This is a genomic window from Candidatus Latescibacter sp. (genome assembly GCA_030692375.1).
Taxonomy (GTDB): domain Bacteria; phylum Latescibacterota; class Latescibacteria; order Latescibacterales; family Latescibacteraceae; genus JAUYCD01.
Map to the genome: position 1 here is coordinate 41637 of JAUYCD010000109.1, position 18737 is coordinate 60373.

The 18737-nt window shown below is 53.1% G+C and carries 20 protein-coding genes; all 20 read left to right on the top strand.

The window, feature by feature from the left end; translation table 11 throughout:
* Nucleotides 1-9: 9 nt before the first annotated feature.
* The 20 genes from Q8O92_06825 to Q8O92_06920 all read left to right on the top strand — a co-directional run bounded on the left by Q8O92_06825 (nucleotide 10) and on the right by Q8O92_06920 (nucleotide 18733).
* Entirely contained in the window at nucleotides 10-486 is a 477-nt protein-coding gene (locus Q8O92_06825) for a hypothetical protein (protein MDP2983023.1), read from the top strand.
* Entirely contained in the window at nucleotides 473-1030 is a 558-nt protein-coding gene (locus Q8O92_06830; GenBank protein MDP2983024.1) for a hypothetical protein, read from the top strand. The genes Q8O92_06825 and Q8O92_06830 overlap by 14 nt, the downstream gene beginning before the upstream one ends.
* 19 nt (nucleotides 1031-1049) lie before the next feature.
* Nucleotides 1050-1841, top strand: a complete 792-nt coding sequence (locus Q8O92_06835) for an electron transfer flavoprotein subunit beta/FixA family protein (GenBank protein MDP2983025.1) — start codon at nucleotides 1050-1052, stop codon at nucleotides 1839-1841.
* A gap of 9 nt (nucleotides 1842-1850) precedes the next feature.
* Nucleotides 1851-3047, top strand: a complete 1197-nt coding sequence (locus tag Q8O92_06840) for an electron transfer flavoprotein subunit alpha (protein MDP2983026.1) — start codon at nucleotides 1851-1853, stop codon at nucleotides 3045-3047.
* Nucleotides 3048-3265: 218 nt separating this feature from the next.
* Nucleotides 3266-4543, top strand: a complete 1278-nt coding sequence (glyA, locus tag Q8O92_06845; protein MDP2983027.1) for a serine hydroxymethyltransferase — start codon at nucleotides 3266-3268, stop codon at nucleotides 4541-4543.
* Nucleotides 4544-4746: 203 nt separating this feature from the next.
* Entirely contained in the window at nucleotides 4747-5196 is a 450-nt protein-coding gene (gene nrdR / locus Q8O92_06850) for a transcriptional regulator NrdR (protein ID MDP2983028.1), read from the top strand.
* Nucleotides 5197-5229: 33 nt separating this feature from the next.
* Nucleotides 5230-5922 (top strand): YggS family pyridoxal phosphate-dependent enzyme, encoded by a 693-nt coding sequence (locus Q8O92_06855; GenBank protein MDP2983029.1) that lies wholly within the window; start codon nucleotides 5230-5232, stop codon nucleotides 5920-5922.
* Between the two features lie 132 nt (nucleotides 5923-6054).
* On the top strand, nucleotides 6055-6651 hold the full coding sequence (locus Q8O92_06860) for a DivIVA domain-containing protein (GenBank protein ID MDP2983030.1): 597 nt from the start codon (nucleotides 6055-6057) through the stop codon (nucleotides 6649-6651).
* Entirely contained in the window at nucleotides 6651-6914 is a 264-nt protein-coding gene (locus Q8O92_06865; GenBank protein ID MDP2983031.1) for a DUF167 domain-containing protein, read from the top strand. The genes Q8O92_06860 and Q8O92_06865 overlap by 1 nt, the downstream gene beginning before the upstream one ends.
* Entirely contained in the window at nucleotides 6911-7732 is an 822-nt protein-coding gene (locus Q8O92_06870) for a purine-nucleoside phosphorylase (GenBank protein ID MDP2983032.1), read from the top strand. Before Q8O92_06865 ends, Q8O92_06870 begins: the two co-directional genes overlap by 4 nt.
* 388 nt (nucleotides 7733-8120) lie before the next feature.
* The gene (locus tag Q8O92_06875) at nucleotides 8121-8504 is read left to right on the top strand and encodes a TraR/DksA C4-type zinc finger protein (protein ID MDP2983033.1); all 384 of its coding nucleotides are present in this window, start codon (nucleotides 8121-8123) and stop codon (nucleotides 8502-8504) included.
* Nucleotides 8504-8980: a signal peptidase II gene (lspA, locus tag Q8O92_06880; GenBank protein MDP2983034.1), complete on the top strand. Its 477-nt coding sequence runs from the start codon at nucleotides 8504-8506 to the stop codon at nucleotides 8978-8980. Before Q8O92_06875 ends, lspA begins: the two co-directional genes overlap by 1 nt.
* Nucleotides 8981-9034: 54 nt before the next feature.
* Entirely contained in the window at nucleotides 9035-10009 is a 975-nt protein-coding gene (locus Q8O92_06885; protein MDP2983035.1) for an RluA family pseudouridine synthase, read from the top strand.
* A 147-nt stretch (nucleotides 10010-10156) separates the two neighbouring features.
* Nucleotides 10157-11416 carry an NAD(P)/FAD-dependent oxidoreductase gene (locus Q8O92_06890; GenBank protein ID MDP2983036.1) on the top strand — a complete coding sequence of 420 codons (1260 nt, stop codon included), beginning with the start codon at nucleotides 10157-10159 and terminating at the stop codon, nucleotides 11414-11416.
* 87 nt (nucleotides 11417-11503) lie between these two features.
* Nucleotides 11504-12844 (top strand): hypothetical protein, encoded by a 1341-nt coding sequence (locus Q8O92_06895; protein ID MDP2983037.1) that lies wholly within the window; start codon nucleotides 11504-11506, stop codon nucleotides 12842-12844.
* Between the two features lie 121 nt (nucleotides 12845-12965).
* Nucleotides 12966-13532 carry an XRE family transcriptional regulator gene (locus Q8O92_06900; protein ID MDP2983038.1) on the top strand — a complete coding sequence of 189 codons (567 nt, stop codon included), beginning with the start codon at nucleotides 12966-12968 and terminating at the stop codon, nucleotides 13530-13532.
* 32 nt (nucleotides 13533-13564) lie between these two features.
* Complete coding sequence (locus tag Q8O92_06905) at nucleotides 13565-14653, top strand: Gfo/Idh/MocA family oxidoreductase (GenBank protein ID MDP2983039.1); 1089 nt, start codon at nucleotides 13565-13567, stop codon at nucleotides 14651-14653.
* Between the two features lie 12 nt (nucleotides 14654-14665).
* A complete protein-coding gene (locus tag Q8O92_06910) occupies nucleotides 14666-15682 on the top strand; it encodes a C-terminal binding protein (GenBank protein MDP2983040.1) in 1017 nt (338 codons plus the stop codon).
* Nucleotides 15683-15915: 233 nt separating this feature from the next.
* Nucleotides 15916-17220 (top strand): aspartate aminotransferase family protein, encoded by a 1305-nt coding sequence (locus Q8O92_06915; GenBank protein MDP2983041.1) that lies wholly within the window; start codon nucleotides 15916-15918, stop codon nucleotides 17218-17220.
* Nucleotides 17221-17503: 283 nt separating this feature from the next.
* Entirely contained in the window at nucleotides 17504-18733 is a 1230-nt protein-coding gene (locus Q8O92_06920) for a M20/M25/M40 family metallo-hydrolase (GenBank protein ID MDP2983042.1), read from the top strand.
* The last annotated feature ends 4 nt before the right edge of the window (nucleotides 18734-18737 follow it).

An 18737-nucleotide genomic window follows, 5' to 3' on the forward strand; every position in this document is an offset into this window, starting at 1 on the left:
GGAGGATATATGGAAACAACTGTGGATTTTGAAAAGAGAGATTTGTTTGTAGAAAGAGTTCACCAACTCATTTCCATGATGCAGAAATGGGTAACATATACCGGACTATATACTATCGTCTCAAATATTATAGTTGAGGAAACTATTCCGGGGAAATATACTATTGAAATGCTTGAAATTAATGATAAAGATGGAAAACTTGTTGCAAAAGTAATCCCTGTCGGTGCGTATGTGATTGCAGCAGAAGGGCGTGTTGATATCAAAGGCTACCTGGGAAAAGAAAGTGTGGTATTCCTTAAATACGGCGGGCCTTCAATTGTTTCCAAAGTTAATGGAGAGGTTGACAGGGTATCGAGTCTTTACGATGGTATTACTGCCGAAGGATGGTTTTGGATAGAAGATAAGCGGATGAGAAGGGCTTATCCATTTGATGAAAAGATATTTTTAGAACTAATAACCAGGGTGAGCGATTATGAGTTCCGTTGATCTTCTCCTGCCCATTTGGGAATCCTATCGTTTGCTTAAAGATTCTTCTGTTGTAACGAAGCGAGCACTGAACAGAGAATGGGAATCGCCTGAAGAGCAGAAATACTTCTTCGATGGTACCGAATTTCGCAGCGATACAAAATCTGAAGCCGCTGAGTCTGTAGATAGAAGTTTACAATCGATTGAAGATTTGATGATTTTATCGTTATATGCGACTTTTGAGCGGTATATCATCGAATGCCTCCAGGAGAAGGGTGAATCGATAAAAGGCAAGAGACCTGAATGGTTATCCGATAAGTTGTATTTACGTTTTGAAAACAGCATCGAAAGAGGAAGTCTCGACGAAGTTTTTTCCTGGTTTAAAAATGCTCAGGTTATTGATAGCCAGCTTTTTGAGGATTTAAAAAAGACAAAGATGTACCGAGATTGGATCGCTCATAGAAATCCAAAAAGAAAGCCTCAAGAAATAAGCGATCCTTCAACTGTTTATAGTATCCTTTCAACGGCGATTGAAAAAATCGATTCGGTTTTTCATATTCATTAAACCATCGAGGAATCACTGCATGAATATTGTTGTTTGCATAAAACAGGTTCCTGACACCATGGATGTACGGATAGACCCGAAAACCAATACCCTGATCCGGGACGGAGTACCCTCGATCCTCAACCCGTTCGATGAATTCGCCATCGAAGAGGGCTTACGGATACGGGAAAAGCTTGGGGGGAAAGTGACCGCGGTCTCCATGGGGCCTCCCCAGGCGGCGGAGATTCTCAGGACCGCTCTAGCCATGGGAGTAGATGCAGTGGTGCTGCTTTCCGATCGGGCGTTTGCCGGGTCGGATACTCTTGCGACTTCTTACACGCTCTCGCAAGGCATCGAAAAAATCGGGAATGTCGATCTTGTAATCACCGGGAAACAGGCCATTGACGGCGACACCGCCCAGGTGGGTCCGGGGATTGCCTCCCGTCTCGGATTCACACAGCTTACCTATGTATCAAAAGTGGAAAATGTGGATATTGTGAACCGAACCATTACGGTGGAGCGCCTCCTGGATGATGGCCGTGAGCGTGTCGAGGGGAAACTCCCGGCTCTCCTGACTGTGGTTAAAGACATCAATGTGCCCCGCCAGCCGTCGATTCTGAAGATGAAAAAAGCCCGCAGCGCCGAGATTCCCGTCTGGAAGGCGCAGGATATCGAGGCCGATCCTCAGAAAATCGGGCAGAACGGCTCGCCCACCTGGGTGGAGAGGATCTTTTCCCCCGAACAGAAAACCGGCGGTGAGATATTTCAGGGCGAATCGAGCGAGGTGGCGGGAAGGCTGGCTGAACTTTTAATGGAAATGATGGCAAAATAGAGAGGACTCATGGGAGTAACAATAATCGTAGATAAATGTACAGGCTGCCGTGCATGCGTCAAGGCATGCCCGTTCGGCGCCCTAGAGATGGTGAACGCCAAGGCTGTCTGCCTCGATTCATGCAACCTTTGCGGGATCTGTGTCGAATCCTGCAAGTTCGAGGCCATCGAAGCCCCCGCCCGCGATACCTCTCCGGTCGCGGATCCGGACAGCTACCGCGGTGTATGTGTTTTCATACAGGCGGATGGAGATTCCATCCATCACGTCTCGCTCGAACTGGTCGGAGAGTCCCGGAAACTTGCCGACGAACTGGGAACAGAAGTGTGCTGCATGGTGATGAGCGGTTCGGTGGAAAAAATCATAGACGACCTTTCTCATTATGACATACAACATATCTATACGGTGGAAAATCCCGTTCTCGCGCGCTATCGCACAGTACCCTACGTCGAGGCCGCTTCCTTTTTGATTCGGAGTTTCCGGCCGGAGATCGTTCTCATCGGGGCCACATCCACCGGAAGAGATTTCGCCGGGGGGCTGGCCACCGAGCTCCAAACCGGACTCACCGCCGACTGCACCAGCCTGGATGTCGATGTTTCCGCCCGCAGCCTTCTCCAGACCCGTCCGGCTTTCGGCGGGAACATCATGGCCACCATCAAATCCTCCCGCCACCGGCCTCAGATGGCGACCGTGCGGCCCAAGGTTTTCCCTATGCCGCTCCGGGGCGACCTGCGCCCGGTCAAAGTGGTAAAGATAAAAAGGAACCTGGCGGAAAACGGCCAGAAAACCCGTATCCTCGAATGGCTTCCTATTCGCGACGGAGTAAACCTTGCCGATGCCAATATCATCGTCTCCGGCGGAAGAGGCATCGGAAAACCGGAGAATTTCGCCATTCTTCAGGAACTTGCCGACTTGCTCGGCGGGGCTTTGGGCGCCTCACGGGCGGCGGTGGATGCCGGTTGGATCGATTACTCCCACCAGGTGGGACAGACGGGACGGACAGTTCGTCCCATCGTCTACATTGCCTGCGGAATCTCCGGCGCCGTGCAGCATCTGGCCGGGATGAAAACGTCCGATGTGATTATCGCCGTCAACCGCGACCCTTCGGCGCCCATCTTCTCTGTGGCGACCTATGGGTACGTCGGCGATGTCATGGATATCGTTCCGAAAATGATCCAGGAATTGAAGAGCCGCATGGGACGGAAATGAGATAATAATAGAATACAGGAGTCAGGAGTCAGAAGACAGAATGAAAGACAAGGACGAAGGATGAAAAGATTGTCTCTTGAGCATGTTTTGAGTATTTAGATCCTGAAACGAGTTCAGGATGACACGTGTCATGCCGAACTTGTTTCGGCATCTATTCCAGGATCAGCAATCAGCGTATGCAGAAAAATGTTTTCCATATATAAGGATGGTGAAACTTCATGAATAAAACTAGCGACAGTCCATCGGGGTGTTGTACGGGATCTTATCTTTCAAAATCAGATCCCGAAGTTTACGCCCAGATGGTTGAGGAATACGAACGTCAGCGCGGCAGCCTGGAAATGATAGCCTCGGAGAACTATGTTTCTCCGGCGGTTCTTGAAGCAGCAGGCTCGGTGCTCACCAACAAGTACGCCGAAGGTTATCCGGAGCGCCGTTATTACGGCGGGTGCGAGTTTGTGGACAAAGTGGAGAATCTCGCCATCGAGCGCGCCATAAAACTGTTCGGCTGCGACCATGTGAATGTCCAGCCACATGCCGGTTCTCAGGCAAATATGGCGGCCTACTTTGCTTTAATCAAGCCCGGCGCGAAAATCATGGCCATGGACCTTGTTCACGGCGGCCACCTGACCCACGGCAGCAAGGTGAATTTCTCCGGTCGCATGTATCAGATCATTCCCTACGGTGTCCGTCCGGGCGACTGCCTCATCGATTATGACGGCCTTGCCCGGAAGGCCCGTGAAACCAAACCCGACCTGATAGTAGCCGGAGCGACCGCCTATCCAAGGCTGATCGATTTCACCCGATTCCGTGAAATAGCGGATGAAGCCGGGGCAAAATTCATGGTGGACGCCGCCCATATAGCCGGACTCATCGCGGGCGGGGTACACCCCAGCCCCATACCCTGCGCGGACATTGTCACCTGCACGACCCACAAGACCCTTCGCGGTCCACGCGGCGGAATGATCATGAGCACCGCGGAATTCGGCAGGGCGGTGGACAGGCAGGTTTTCCCCGGCATCCAGGGCGGGCCGCTCATGCATATCATCGCCGCCAAGGCGGTTGCATTCGGAGAGGCGTTGAAGCCTGAGTTCAAAGCGTATTCAGAAACGGTTGTTTCGAACTGCAGGATTCTTGCCGATGTGCTCCTGTCGTACGGTTTCAAGCTCGTTTCCGGCGGTACTGACAACCATCTGATCCTGGTGGATTTCACCGGCGCCGGAATTACAGGAAAAGCCGCCCAGGAGGCTCTCGGCGTGGCCGGAATTACCGTGAACAAGAACAATGTTCCGTTCGACACCGCCAGCCCGGCAGTAACCAGCGGAATGCGCATCGGCGCCGCGGCTCTCACCACCCGTGGCATGCGCGCCGGGGAAATGCGCCGTGTTGCCTCCATGATCAAACGGGCGCTGGAATCGATCGATGACGCCGATAATCTCCTGAAAATCCGTGAGGAAACCCGGGAGATGGCCGAGTCGTTCCCGATATTCGCGTGGTAAAAACAAAGAAGGTAAAGACTGTCTGAACCACTGATAAAAAAGTATTGTTTACATTATTTTCTGGTGCTTCTATACCTCACCCCCTGTCCCCCTCTCCTAGTCAGGAGAGGGGGTAACTCGCGGCGGGCCATGTTATTACCCTCTCCTAATTAGGAGAGGGTGGCTGAAAGCCGGGTGAGGTTTTTCTTCGAAGGGGAAGAACAATGAAATGTCCTTTCTGCGGTTCGGATACGGATAAGGTAGTCGATTCACGGTCGGCGAAAAACGGCGAATCCATTCGCAGGCGCCGTGAGTGCCTGAAATGCTGCCAGCGTTTCACCACCTACGAGTATATCGAGGATGTTTCGCTCAATGTCATCAAATCCGACGGCACCCGTGAGCCGTTCGACCGGAAAAAGCTCCTGAAGGGCATTGCCATATCCTGCGCCAAACGGCCAATTTCCACCGACAAGCTTGACGAGATCGTGGACGAAATAACCCGTCAGATCGAAACCCGTGGAGAGCGAGAGATATCCTCCCACGATATTGGCGAGATGGTCATGGCGCGGCTCAAGGACATGGATGATGTAGCGTATGTGAGGTTTGCCTCAGTTTATCGTAAGTTCAAAGACAAGAACGAATTTTTGCAGGAGCTGAACCGCATCCTGGAGTAGTATTCACGCAGCGCATTTCTTCGAGGCAGGAACTTGATCGGCGAAAATGTTAAAAGAGTCTTTGGCGAGATAGCGGATGCTGCCTTATTGTCCGGCCGTGATCCCTCGGAGATAATCCTGGTGGCGGTCGCCAAAACCCGCACTGTGGGTGAAATCAGAGAGGCGGTGAAAGCCGGAATCACCCATCTCGGCGAGAACCGGGTGCAGGAAGCGGCAGAGAAGATTCCCCTTCTGGAAAAAGGGCCGGTCTGGCACATGGTCGGCTCACTCCAGTCGAACAAGGCAAAGGTGGCAGCAGGGTTGTTTGACTGGATCGACAGCATTCACGCAAGAAAGACAGCCGACATACTCTCCGGTCAGGCGCAGAACCTGGGGAAAACCCTTCAGGTTCTCGTGCAGGTCAATATTTCCGGGGAGGTTGCGAAATCGGGAGTTGTCCCGGAGGAAGCAAAAGACCTTGTTCTCTATACTGAGAGCCTTCCCGGTCTTGCGCTTCGGGGGCTTATGACCATCGGGTCTTTCTTTGTGTCTCCCGAGGTTACCCGGAATGAGTTCCGGCGGATGAAAATACTGTTTGACAGCCTGCGTGATGACCGCCTTGTGAAATCCCGCCTGGATATTCTCTCCATGGGCATGTCCGGCGATTTTCAGATTGCTGTCGAAGAGGGGGCCACCATGGTAAGAATCGGTCAGGCGATATTCGGAGAGAGAAGGTTCGGGCAGTAAAGGAATTACCCAATTGAGTTTCACTCATTTCATCCAGATAGCTCTGAGCAGCGCCGAAATTACCATAATTTTTTATGATGATTCTGAAAACTTTTTGATATATTATTTCGAACTTTGAGAGGAGGGAATAACGTGAATCTGTCGCCGCTCGACATACGAAAACATGAATTCAAGAAAACTTTCCGTGGGTTCGATCCGGACGAGGTCATGGCATTTCTCGACATCGTATCCATGGAATACGAGAACCTGGTGCTGCAAAATACCATGCTTTCAGAAAAGCTGGTCATGACCGAGAACCATCTGAAAAAATACCGTGAAATTGAAAATACGCTTCAGGAGGCGCTCATGTCCGCCGAACGTGTCCGCGAGGATACCATCAAAAATGCGAAAAATCAGGCCGACCTGATTGTCCGTGAGGCTGAAATAAAGGCCGCCTCCATTGTGGAGGAGGGACGCAGCTCGCTTGTCCGTCTCCGGAATACGTTTACCGAGCTGAAAATCCACAAGGATACCTATCTCGCCAAACTGAAAACGATTGTCAATACACAACAGGAGCTTTTTAAACAGTATTCTTTCTCCGAAGAAAAGGCTTTCGAGAAAGCCGAGCCGGTGTTTGAGGATATAAAATCGCTGCGCCGCTCACCAGCCGCGAAAACGGTTGAGGATGTCTCCCTGAACGATAGTGATGATGAATATCCGGGAACCGATGAGAAAAAGGTCAGTTCGTAATGAAAATGGGTATACGGCTTGTTCCCAATGCCTCCCGTGATGAAGTTGCGGGTATTACTGAAGACGGCAGGTATAAGGTAAAGGTGCAGTCGCCGCCGGTGGAAGGCGCGGCAAACAGGCGGCTGATTCTCTTTCTTGCCGAGCGGCTGGGGGTATCCAAATCACGGGTACGGATTGTAAGCGGTGAAAAATCTAGAAACAAAGTGATTGAAATCGAGGGTGAGGAGAAAGATATACTGCGCCGTATGGAAGGGAAGACATGACACGAATTGTGGAATCCATGAATAGAGCCCGGGATTTTATTCGCGGGCATACTGATGTGGTTCCCGATGTGGGAATTGTGCTGGGAACGGGTTTGGGAGGACTGGTTGATGAGATAGATGCCGATGTGGTGATTCCCTATCATGATATACCCGGTTTCTGCGCTTCCACTGTGGAATCTCACAGCGGGAAACTGATTGTGGGTAAGCTTTCAGGCCGTCCCGTGGTCACCATGCAGGGGAGGTTTCACTTCTACGAGGGATACACCATGCAGGAGATTACCTTCCCCATACGGGTCATGAAAACCCTGGGGGCTTCCATACTCATCATATCCAATGCGGCGGGAGGAATGAACCCCGGCTTCAGGAAGGGCGATCTCGTGCTCATCAGGGATCACATCAATCTCCTGGGCGGCAATCCGCTGATCGGAGCGAGCGAGCCGGAACTCGGTCCACGCTTCCCCGATATGAGCAGGCCGTACTCCAGGCGCCTCATGGCTCAGGCCAAAAAAATCGCCGGCCGTGAGGGGATAACACTCCGTGAGGGAGTATATGTCGCAGTGCCCGGACCTTCCCTTGAAACAGCCGCGGAATACCGGTTTCTGCGTATGATCGGAGCGGACATGGTGGGCATGTCAACTGTACCGGAGACTATTGTAGCGGCTCAGATGGACATGGAGGTTCTGGGAGTGACCATCATAACAGACCTGTGTAACCCGGATGCCCTGGAACCGGCTGATATCAAAGATATAATCGCTGTTTCCGAAAGCGCTGAACCGAAGCTTACTCTGCTGACCAGAGAAGTCATACGGGGAATGTGATCGTTTGGAATGGGGTGTTTTGCGAATTGAAAATATGATGATGTGGCAAAAAGTGTTGCAAAGTCTTCAATTCTGTCGAAACCTCACCCGGCCTTTGGCCACCCTCTCCTAGACAGGAGAGGGTAAAGACTTGGCTCGCCGTGAGTTACCCCCTCTCCTGACTAGGAGAGAGGGATAGGGGGTGAGGTTTATAAAGCTGAGTAGGAGGTAAATTATCCTTTATTGCCGGGTAATCAAAATATAAATGGTTTGGAATTTTTTAATTTCTTATGTAAATTAATTCGATATTTTTCATCATAATGTTAAGGGTCATCCTGAACCTGTTTCCGTACCTTCTTTTCCTCGCTGCAGGTGAATGCTAATTTGGTATTTCCGAAAGGATATGCATATGAATAAAAAAGATCTTGAATATTTTAAAGACTTGATTATCAAGAAAAAACAGGAACTACTGGCAGAGCTTGGCTACCTGGAGTCCGCATCCATGAGCACTACATCCAAAGATCAGGCAGGCGACCTTTCCTCTTATTCATTCCACATGGCAGACCAGGGAACAGATACGATGGAACGTGAGATGGCGTTCACCTTTGCTTCGCGGGAAGGCCGGTACCTGCATCATCTGAACGAGGCGCTGGAACGGATAGAGAATGGAACGTACGGTAAATGCCGTGGCTGCGGTGGTGAAATCAGCAAAGCCCGCCTTGAAGCAGTTCCTCATGCCACCCAGTGCATCAAATGCAAGAACTCCGAAGAGAAAAAGCAGCGGGGGATGTAGTGCGCACCCGCATGATATACTTACTCCTGTTTCTTTTTCTAGTGGCACTGGACCAGGCGACAAAACTGGCGGTTGCCTCGTATTTTCCCCTCTACAGTACCACGAATATCATCGATGATTTTCTGCGGCTGACCCATGTGAAGAATCCCGGAGCGGCGTTCAGTTTGTCTTTCGGGAACCGGGAAGTCATGCTCGTGGTTACCATCGTGGTGATTGCGCTCCTGGCATATCTTATCGTCCGTGGAACCATTCGTCCGAAAAGTCTTACAGGGAAGATCGCGCTGGTCATGATTTTCGGTGGAGCAGTCGGCAACCTGATCGACCGTATACGGATGGAAGAGGTCACCGATTTCATCGATATGGGCATCGGGGTGCATCGCTGGCCTGTTTATAACCTGGCAGATATTTATGTCACCATCGGTATGATCATCCTTTTTCTCATCTATTCCCTCAATAAAGAAAAGGACGATGGATAAAAACGGTCCAAAGTCCCTTCTGCTTTTCGATTTTCTTTGCACAAAAAAAATCACATGGACGAATTTGATGACATCCGCACCTTCACTGTCGGGGAAAAAGAAGCCGGAAAGCGTCTCGATATTTTTCTTGCCGCGGCTTCCGGGCTTTCACGCTCACGGATAAAAAACCTCATCGATGAAGGTTTCACAGCAGTGGATGACTGCGCTGCGATAAAGCCGTCATACCCGGTATCGCCTGGGGACATGATCGAGCTGACCATTCCGGCAGTCCACGAACAGCATTTTCTCCCGGAAAATCTTCCCCTCGACATTGTATACGAGGATAGGCAGATGCTGGTGGTGAACAAGCCTGCGGGCATGGTCGTCCACCCCGGCTGCGGTAATGTTACAGGAACACTTGCCTCCGCGCTCCTCCACTACTGCCAGGGGCTTTCCACCCAAGGCGGCGCTTTCAGGCCCGGAATCGTGCACCGTCTTGATATGAATACATCCGGCCTCTTGGTCATCGCCCTGGATGATGAAACCCATGCACTTCTCGCACGGATGATTTCCGAGCGCCGGATAAAGCGTATCTATACTGCATTCGTCTGGGGCCATCCCCATCCGCCTTCCGGGACCATCGATGCACCCGTGGGCCGTCACCCACGGATACGGACCCTCCAGGCGGTAGTCCCGGAAGGCCGCCCGGCTGTCACCCATTATGAAACCACGCATCGGTATTCCTTTCTCTCCCGGTTGAATGTCACCCTTGAAACCGGCCGAACCCACCAGATCCGGGTGCATCTGGCCTCTATCGGTCACCATGTGTTCGGCGATCCTGACTATGGAGGCCGCGAGGAGCGCCTAAAAGGATTCGACCCGGAAATCCGCGAACGGGCGCGGAGACTGCTCAAGGATCTGGACCGTCAGGCCCTCCATGCCGGGCGACTGGAATTAAGGCATCCGTTCACCGGGAAGGAGATGGTATTCGAGGTTGATCTTCCTGAGGATATGAAGAAGCTTAAAGAAAGCCTGGATGTGGAAGTGTGAAGATATCCCCCTGTCCTACGGACATCCCCCTTGCTAAGGGGGACAAAAGATTATAGACGAAAAAGCTCTTTTAACCCCCTTCGATAAGGGGGTCGGCGCAAAGCGCCGGAGGGATCAAAAACGCAGGAAAAAAATATTGACATTATCATAGCCGGCGCCGGTCCTGCCGGGCTCATGGCCGCTATCGAAGGAGCGCGGAGCGGAGCCGCGGTTATTCTCCTCGAAGCCGGGCCGAAACCCGGAAGGAAGCTCCTGGCCACCGGCGGCGGAAGATGCAACCTCTCTCACTCCGGGACCATCGAATCTTTCCTGGAAGGATTCGACCGGAAGGCTGCGCGTTTCCTCAAACCGGCGGCGTATGCATTTCCCCCGGAAGAAGCAGTACGGTTTTTCGAATCGCTGGGGGCGCCGCTCAAGGTGGAGCGCGGGGCGCGGGTATTCCCGGCAAGCGACCGCGCCGAAGACATTCTCAAAGCCCTTCTGAAAGAGGCGGAAGCTGCCGGAGTCATCCTGCACATGGCCGCGCCGGTGAAATCAATCAGCGGCTGTTCGGGCGCTTTCGAGATAAGCTCCGGCCGGGGGATTTACCGCTCCGGAGCAGTTATCCTGGCCACCGGAGGGCTTTCCATGCGGAGAACAGGCTCGACCGGCGATGGGTATGCTTTCGCCCGGAAACTCGGCCACACCATCGTGGAGCCGCATCCGAGCCTGGTGCCCCTGATCACTGAAGAAACATGGCCCCGCGAGGCGGCGGGGCTTGCCCTGAAAAATGTTCTGCTGGCCGCTCACCTCGGGAAAAAACGTATCACCCGGTTCGGGGAGATGCTTTTTACCCACAATGGCATCGGCGGGCCGATCACCCTGGAAATCAGCCGTTTCCTCACGGATACGCTGAGCGGCGGCGGCGGCCCTGTCCGGGTGGAAATAGACCTGAAACCGGCCCTCGACGAGAAGAAGCTCGACGCCCGCCTGCTCCGCGAACTGCAGGAAAACCCCAGGCGCAGGCTTTCCACCATTCTCCATACCCTCATGCCGGAATCGCTCATGAAAATATTCACCTCTCATTTCGGATTCAACCCGGAGCTGACCGCAGGCCATGTGACCCGTGAGGAACGCCTCCGCCTGCTCCGGCTCCTGAAAACCCTGCCGTTGACGGTGATTGCCACCGAACCCATAGAGGAAGCGTTGGTGACCCGCGGCGGAGTATCCCTATCCGAGATTTACTCCCACACCATGGAGTCGAAGCTTTGCCCGGGACTTTTTTTCGCCGGGGAGATCATCGATGCGGACGGCGACTGCGGAGGCTATAACCTGCATCAATGCTGGGCCACCGGGGCGCTGGCCGGAAGGTCGGCGGCGGGAAAAGCAAGGATGAAGGAAGAAAAGACAAAAGAAGAGAGCCGCTGATATCGCAGATTTACACGGATAGAAGAATATATCTTATCTGCGAAAATCCGCGCAATCCGCGGCAAAAATGGAAAAGGAGTATAATCCATGCCGAAAAATAATACCCTGAACACAGCCTTTATGGTGATCTCTATCCTGCTGGTGTTTTTCACCACAAGTTCCCCGGCAACTGCGGCGGACGCCTGGAAGTACCGCATGCCCATCACCCTGACTCACCGTGACGCCGGAACTGCAGGGCTGGCGCCGGTGGATGTAACATTCTCCCTTTTCTCCGACCGGTGCACCCGCCCGGAAAAGGAAATTCGCCTGGTGCTCGAAACCGCTTCCGGAGAAAAGGAAATCCCGTTCCAGCTCTCACGGCTTTTCCGATGGACCAAGGACACCGAGAGCGGGAGGAGCCTTCCCACGCAGAACGGCATGATCACCTTTTTCGATGAAGCGCCGGGAAACGGGGACGCCCGGTATTTCCTGCTCTACGGCAACCCGGATGCCGCCGCGCCCTCTTATCCGACCGACCTGAAAGTCTCCGGCAAAGGCCCCGCCTGGACCATCGAGAACTCGAAAATGGTGGTGCAGCTCCACGGTAAAAAACCAGGAATCGGCGAGTCCACCAATCACGATTCCGGGCAGCTTTCCGCTGTAACCCTCAAATCCAAGCCTGACGCGCCGTTTAAAACCGCGGAGAACGTCATGCACTGGAACCCCTGCGTGTTCGTTCCGGCGCGGGGATGGATCCACTCCTTTGCCTGGGACCCGCCGGAGGTCTGCGAGATCGAAACCGGGCCGCTTTACACCGAAATCCGCCGCAGCGGGGCGTTTCCCGGCATTCCGGAGGTTCACCTTGCGGTGACCTACCGCATTTTCACCCGGAGAGCCTATGTAGAGTCCGGAACGGTGGTGGATGTCCGTGAGCCGATCGGCGTGGTGGCCATCCGCAACGATCAGCTCATTTTCAGTCCAGGATTCTTCACCCATATCGGCTGGGATGACGGCGGCCGGACTGTCACACACCCGCTGAGCAGCTATAAGCCGGTCAACAAGCACGGCGACATCCTGCGGCTGGCGGACACAGTACCGTTCCTGACTTTCTACAACCCTGCCAAAGGAGTGGGCGCCGCCACTATCAGGGAAAGTTTCTCCGCCATCGGCCCGAACGGCGCACCTCCCACCCTGTTCGACAACGCCACGTATGTTTCCAACGGCGATCTCCAGTACTGGTTCCGCCCGCTTATCTATTTCCATGTGGGCTGGGACCGGAAGCAGCTCATCACCGTCCCCCAAGGCGCCCTCTATTCCGAGCGGAACCTCTACCTCTTCTACGAGCCGAAGGGAAACGAGCCTGTCGCCGAAGTCGTGAATCTTTCCAAAGCTGTCCGCTCGATGCCCGGATTGAAAATCGGAGAGTATGTGCTGCCGCCGGAAAGATGAAAGGTCAAATATTTCTTTGGAAATCCCCAAAAAAACTTTGATTCATACCTGACATTTTTCTATATTAGTTTTGATCTCTTTGGCAATTTGGTTTCATCTTAAACAGGGGGCTTCTCGAGCGATGGCCGCTGAAAATTTTGACGGAATACCCGAAAAGAGGATGAGCATAGTCGGGAAACGAGTTCATACTCTAAGGCTCGCTCGTCACATGTCTATTGAAGACCTCTCGAAAAAAACCAGCGTCAGCTCTGTAACCATATCTAATATTGAAAAAGGCGTTTACAGCCCCAAACTGAGCACCATTCTTGAGATCGCCCGCGCTCTCGATACTACCATCGTGTACCTTGTGGAAGATGTGGAAGAGCCTCAGATTTTCAAAATCGACAAGGAGAAACAGCGCCTGGTTTCGGAAAAGGGAGTTACGCTTCATGATTTCGGCCATATCATTCTGGACAAGCGGTTTATTGTCACGGTCATGGAGATGGAGAAAGGTTCTTCCACCATGGAGCATGACTCGTTTGACGGCAGGGAATTCATTCATCTCCTGTCCGGAGAAATTGCAGTGAATGTGGAAGATAAAACCATATCGCTGAAGGAAGGCGATTCCCTGTATTTTCACGGTTCGTACCGGCATGCCATCAATGCAGTGAAAGGATCGAAACTGATTTTCATAAGCGTGTATACCTGATCTCTCATTCCATTAAAAAAAGGAGCGCGAACATGGCAAAAGTAGGAAGGATTGGAGTTGTCGGAGGAGGCATCTTCGGGCAATGGCATCTCAAGGCATTCACTCAATCGCAGAATGAAGGTAAGGTGGAATTGGTTGCGATTGCTGACTTGAAGGAAGAAGCCCGCAATAAAGCCGCCAAGGAGTATGGTATAAAAGCATACGCCGATTTCCGTGAAATGATAGAAAAGGAGAAACTCGACGCTATCTCGGTGGTAACCCCGGATGTCATGCACGCCGATATAGCGCTGGCCGGCCTTGAAATGGGATGCCATGTCCTCTGTGAAAAACCCATGGCTACCACAATGGAACACTGCCGGAAGATCATTGAAGCTTCCAACAACAATCCTGAAAAGATTTTTATGGTGGATTACCACAAGCGTCTCGATATGTACCATGTGGAACTGGAACGTGCCGCCCGTATGGGAGAGCTGGGCAAGATTCAGTATGGGTACGCTTACATGGAGGACCGGATCGAAGTATCCCGCGACTGGTTCAAGAACTGGCCGGCCGGCGCCTCCCCCTTCTGGTTCGTGGGCGTGCATTTTGTGGATCTCATCCGCTGGGTCATCAAGTCCAACGGCGCCAAGGTGTTCGCCACCGGCCACAAGGACAAGCTGAGAAGCCTGGGGCTGGATTTCTGGGACAGCCTTTCCGTCACCATCCTGTTCGAAAACGGCGCCACCTTTACTGTGGACGCCTGCTGGATTCTGCCCGAAGGATTCGAAGCCATTGTAAACCAGGCTATCCGGGTAGTCGGCACCGAGGGTATCTACGAAGTTGACAGCCAGGACCGCGGCGCAGGCGCCTGCCTGAAAGGCCAGACTCAGAAGTCGTTCAATCTCGGCGTTTACGCCGAGAAACACACCCCTGACGGCAAGGTCACATACGGCGGATACGGCATCTGGTCCATCATGGAATTCGGCGAGCACCTCTACCACGTGCTCAACGGCGGGAGTGTCCGGGACCTTACCGGTCTTTACGCCAATGCCATGGACGGTCTGGAGGTCTCCAAGATCTGTGTGGCGGCGCACATGAGCGCTGAAGCAGGCGGTACACTCATCGATCTGTCCACCCTCTAGGAGAACTGGCGCATGGCGAAGAAACCGGTTATCAAAATCACCGATTACATCGAACGCGAGCTTGACTATGAAAAAGCGGAAATGGACAAACTCGGCGTGGATTTTTCCTATTACCAGCTTAAAACGGCTTCCACGGAAGAATTAATCAAAAACTTCCGGGACGCCGATTTCCTGGTGGTCAATATGGCTAAGATGACTCCTGAAGTCATGGCCGGGCTGGATAATGTCAAGGTAATCATCCGTCACGGCATAGGGTTTGACAATCTGAACCTGCCTGCGGCTACCGAAAACGGCATTATCTGCGCCAACGAGCCGACCGCTTCGAGCGAAGATGTAGCAGAGCAGGCGATCATGCTCATGCTCGCTGTATACCGCAAGCTGTTCATCCAGATCGATATTCTCAAGGATTCCGTGGCCCGGCATTTATGGGTTTTCGACCGCATCTACCCGGTCTACCGTATGGGCGGCAAAACGCTCGGCATCGTCGGCTGCGGAAACATCGGAAGCATCGTTCTCCGCAAGATGCGCTCATTCGGGATGCGGATTCTGGTCTGCGATCCCTATATGTCCGGTGAACGGCAGAAGGAATTAGGAATCGAACTCACCCCGCTGGAAACGCTCCTGAAAGAGTCGGATATTGTCACCATCCACGTTCCGGTGACCAATGAGACGAGAGGAATGTTCAAAGCCGATCTTTTCCGGCTCATGAAAAAATCCGCCATCCTGATCAACACCGCCCGCGGGCCGGTGGTGAATGTTCACGATCTGGCGGAGGCTCTGCGGAACAAGATGCTTGCCGGCGCAGGCATCGATGTCTACGAATTCGAGCCGCCCCAGCCTGATTATGAGCTGCTGGGATTGGAAAATGTAATACTCACTCCGCACCTTGCCTGGTACAGCGAGGAAGGCGGGTGGGATATCCGGGTACTGATAGTGGAGGACCTGAAGAGGTGCCTGGCGGGCAAACCGCCCAAAAGCATTGTCAATCCCGAAGTGTTACAAAGCCCGAAGCTGAAATTGAAGGCGTAAAAGAAAGATACAATTCTCACTAGGGGGCGCTCATACACCCTTCTTCACTGTTTTAAACCACACCCCCTGTCCCCCTCTCCTAGTCAGGAGAGGGGGGTAACTCTTTACGTGCCACATCTTTACCCTCTCCTAATTAGGAGAGGGTGGCCGAAGGCCGGGTGAGGTTTTATCGAAATACGACTTTCAGCCGATTTATAGAATATCATATTTTTAAAAATAAGGAAATACATGCTATGGTTGTTAATATAAAAACGCCCATACCCGGGCCGAAAACCCTTGCGTATAAGGCCATTTCTGAAAAATACGAGTCCCGCTGTCTTAATCTTCAGGCGCCCATTGTCTGGGATCATGCCAGGGGAGTGACCGTATGGGATGTGGACGGCAACGCGTTCATCGACTGGACCAGCGGCGTTTTGGTTACCAATGTGGGTCATGCCCATCCGAAGCTCGCCAAAGCCATCGCCGACCAGGCCCAGCGACTCCTGAACTGTTATGATTCCCCCACTGTGGAGCGGATTACCCTGGCCGAGCGCATGGTCAGGCTTGCACCGGATAACCTGAATAACGCATTTTTCGCCACAGTCGGCTCCGAAGCCGTGGACGCCGCGGTGCGGGTGGCGAAGCGGTTCACCGGCAATTTCGAGATTATATCCTTTTTCGGCGCCTTTCACGGCCGCACCATGGGAACCATGAGTCTCGCCGGAAAGATGGGAACCAAGAAACAATTCGGCCCGGTGGTGCCCGGCATTATCCATGTTCCCTACCCGGACCCCTACCGGAATCCCTTCGGTTCTGAGAGCGCCGATGTGGCTTCCCAGTGCCTCGAATTCATGGACAAGACCGTCTATGCACAGTCCACCGGCTCCATCGCCGGCCTCATCATCGAGCCTTACCAGGGCGCTGCCGGATTCATCTTTCCTCCCTCAGGCTTCCTGAAATCCCTCGAAAAGTGGTGCAGGGATCACGATATCGTTTTCATCCTCGACGAAGTCCAGTCATCCTTCGGCCGTACAGGCAAGTTCCTGGCCCTGGAATGGGAAGGTCTCAAACCCAACATGGTCACCATCGGCAAGGGCATCGGCTCCGGTATGCCCATTTCCTGCCTCCTGGCGGAATCGCGGATCATGGAATCGCTCGGCGAAGGAGAGATGAGCTCCACCTGGGGCGGCAATCCCATCTGCTGCGCAGCTTCCCATGCCATCCTCGACATCTTCAAGGAGGAGAGGCTGGTGGAGAATTCCCAGACAATGGGCGAATACATAAAAACCCGCCTTAAAGCCATGCAGGAAAAGTGCCGCTGCCTGGGCGATGTCCGTGGCAGCGGCCTCGTCATGGGTCTCGACATCGTGAAAGACAAAAAGACCAAGGAGCGCGATCCCAAAACCACCCGCCGTATAATCGACGAGTGCTGCAGGAAAGGCCTTATCATCGGCTCGGTCTCCGGGAATGTGATCCGGGTCGCTCCTCCCCTGGTCATCACCAGGGACGAGGCGGACGAGAGCCTGGACATCATAAAAAAGGTGCTTGCAAGCCTTTAATAAAGTAATCCGAGTATGTCATTTAGTAGGTATTTTGGAAGAATTGCTTCGATTTAGATCCTGAAACAAGTTCAGGATGACACGTGTCATGCCGAACTTGTTTCGGCATCTATAAACGATCACAAATCAGATCGCGAACCTTGTCGAATGGTAAGATAGTAAAAATGTAAAATGACCCTTCAACTCGTCAGTATGATTTCAATATCACTCACCGAAGGCGCTTCTGATGCAATGCGCACCAGACAGCCTCATGCTGCTTGACATTCATTTTGGAGTATACTCAATGATCGATAAAGAACACATTCTTCAAACCTGCCTTGACTTTCATGAGGAAACCGCCGCCTTCCTTGACCGGCTTGTGCGTTTTGAATCGATAAGCGGCTATGAAGACTCGGCGATGGAGTGGCTGCACGGTCAATTTTGGGAGGCGGCGGATGAATGCGAGCTGGTCCCCGTTCCCGAAGAGATTGTAAACGACCCGGATTACGCCTTCCGTACCGATGACCGTCCCTATTCAGGCAGGCCCAATGTGCGTGCGGTGTTCAAGGGCGCGGGCAACGGAAAGCGGGTGATTCTCAATTCCCATGTGGATGTGGTTCCGCCTTCGATGGGGCAGGAGAGGCCCTTTGAACCTTACATCAGGGATGGCGCTCTCTATGGCCGCGGCGCCGCCGACGACAAGGGGCAGGTTGCGGTAATCTGGACCATGCTCAAAGTCATGAAAAAGCTGGGCATCAGGCCGCCCGGCGATGTAATCATCCACCTTGTCATCGAAGAGGAGACCGGCGGCAACGGAACCCTCGCGTTCATTCGCCGCGGTGAGATCGCCGATTACTGTGTCATCATGGAACCCTGCTCTAATAATATTATCACCTCAACCCGTGGAGCGGTCTGGTTCACCGGAACCGTATTCGGCCAGGCGGGGCATCCCGGCTCCTCGCAAACTACGGTGAGCGCCCTCAAGATGGCCATCGAGGCCATGCGTATCATCGAGGAATACCACGACGAGCTCCTGGCAAAGACCCATGCCGACGATCCGCTGTTCCTGAAATTCAAAAATCCCATGTCAGTGACCTTCGGGCAGCTCAATGCAGGGGACTGGCCTGCAATGGCGCCCCAGAAGGCCGTGTTCAAGGGAGTTTTCGGGCTGCTCACCACTCCGAAGGAAGAGGTCATGCGGGAACTTGTCGAGCGGGTCAAAACCCGTGGGCCGGAATGGCTCAGGGACCATTGCGAGATGACCTTCCAGTACCGTCACGACACCTGCCGTATCGATCCCAGGCTTCCTTTTGTGCAAAAACTGGTGGATTGCTACCAGGCCATGGGAGTGAAGACCGAGATAGCCGCCCAGCCGGCTTCATCCGACACCTGGTTCTATACGAACATCATGAAAATTCCCGCGCTGAGCACCGGCGCCGGGGAGATTGCCGACTGCCATACTGCCACGGAGAAGGTCACACTGCGGGAACTGTCGGTGGAAGCGGCGATCATGATTCTTTTCCTCTGCTCATAGGGAA

Excerpts from the sequence above, each read along its gene's own strand:
- Q8O92_06825 (MDP2983023.1), top strand. The coding sequence starts at position 10 with ATGGAAACAACTGTGGATTTTGAAAAGAGAGATTTGTTTGTAGAAAGA.
- Q8O92_06830 (MDP2983024.1), top strand. The coding sequence starts at position 473 with ATGAGTTCCGTTGATCTTCTCCTGCCCATTTGGGAATCCTATCGTTTG.
- Q8O92_06835 (MDP2983025.1), top strand. The coding sequence starts at position 1,050 with ATGAATATTGTTGTTTGCATAAAACAGGTTCCTGACACCATGGATGTA.
- Q8O92_06840 (MDP2983026.1), top strand. The coding sequence starts at position 1,851 with ATGGGAGTAACAATAATCGTAGATAAATGTACAGGCTGCCGTGCATGC.
- glyA (MDP2983027.1), top strand. The coding sequence starts at position 3,266 with ATGAATAAAACTAGCGACAGTCCATCGGGGTGTTGTACGGGATCTTAT.
- nrdR (MDP2983028.1), top strand. The coding sequence starts at position 4,747 with ATGAAATGTCCTTTCTGCGGTTCGGATACGGATAAGGTAGTCGATTCA.
- Q8O92_06865 (MDP2983031.1), top strand. The coding sequence starts at position 6,651 with ATGAAAATGGGTATACGGCTTGTTCCCAATGCCTCCCGTGATGAAGTT.
- Q8O92_06870 (MDP2983032.1), top strand. The coding sequence starts at position 6,911 with ATGACACGAATTGTGGAATCCATGAATAGAGCCCGGGATTTTATTCGC.
- Q8O92_06875 (MDP2983033.1), top strand. The coding sequence starts at position 8,121 with ATGAATAAAAAAGATCTTGAATATTTTAAAGACTTGATTATCAAGAAA.
- Q8O92_06885 (MDP2983035.1), top strand. The coding sequence starts at position 9,035 with ATGGACGAATTTGATGACATCCGCACCTTCACTGTCGGGGAAAAAGAA.
- Q8O92_06895 (MDP2983037.1), top strand. The coding sequence starts at position 11,504 with ATGCCGAAAAATAATACCCTGAACACAGCCTTTATGGTGATCTCTATC.
- Q8O92_06900 (MDP2983038.1), top strand. The coding sequence starts at position 12,966 with ATGGCCGCTGAAAATTTTGACGGAATACCCGAAAAGAGGATGAGCATA.
- Q8O92_06905 (MDP2983039.1), top strand. The coding sequence starts at position 13,565 with ATGGCAAAAGTAGGAAGGATTGGAGTTGTCGGAGGAGGCATCTTCGGG.
- Q8O92_06910 (MDP2983040.1), top strand. The coding sequence starts at position 14,666 with ATGGCGAAGAAACCGGTTATCAAAATCACCGATTACATCGAACGCGAG.
- Q8O92_06915 (MDP2983041.1), top strand. The coding sequence starts at position 15,916 with ATGGTTGTTAATATAAAAACGCCCATACCCGGGCCGAAAACCCTTGCG.
- Q8O92_06920 (MDP2983042.1), top strand. The coding sequence starts at position 17,504 with ATGATCGATAAAGAACACATTCTTCAAACCTGCCTTGACTTTCATGAG.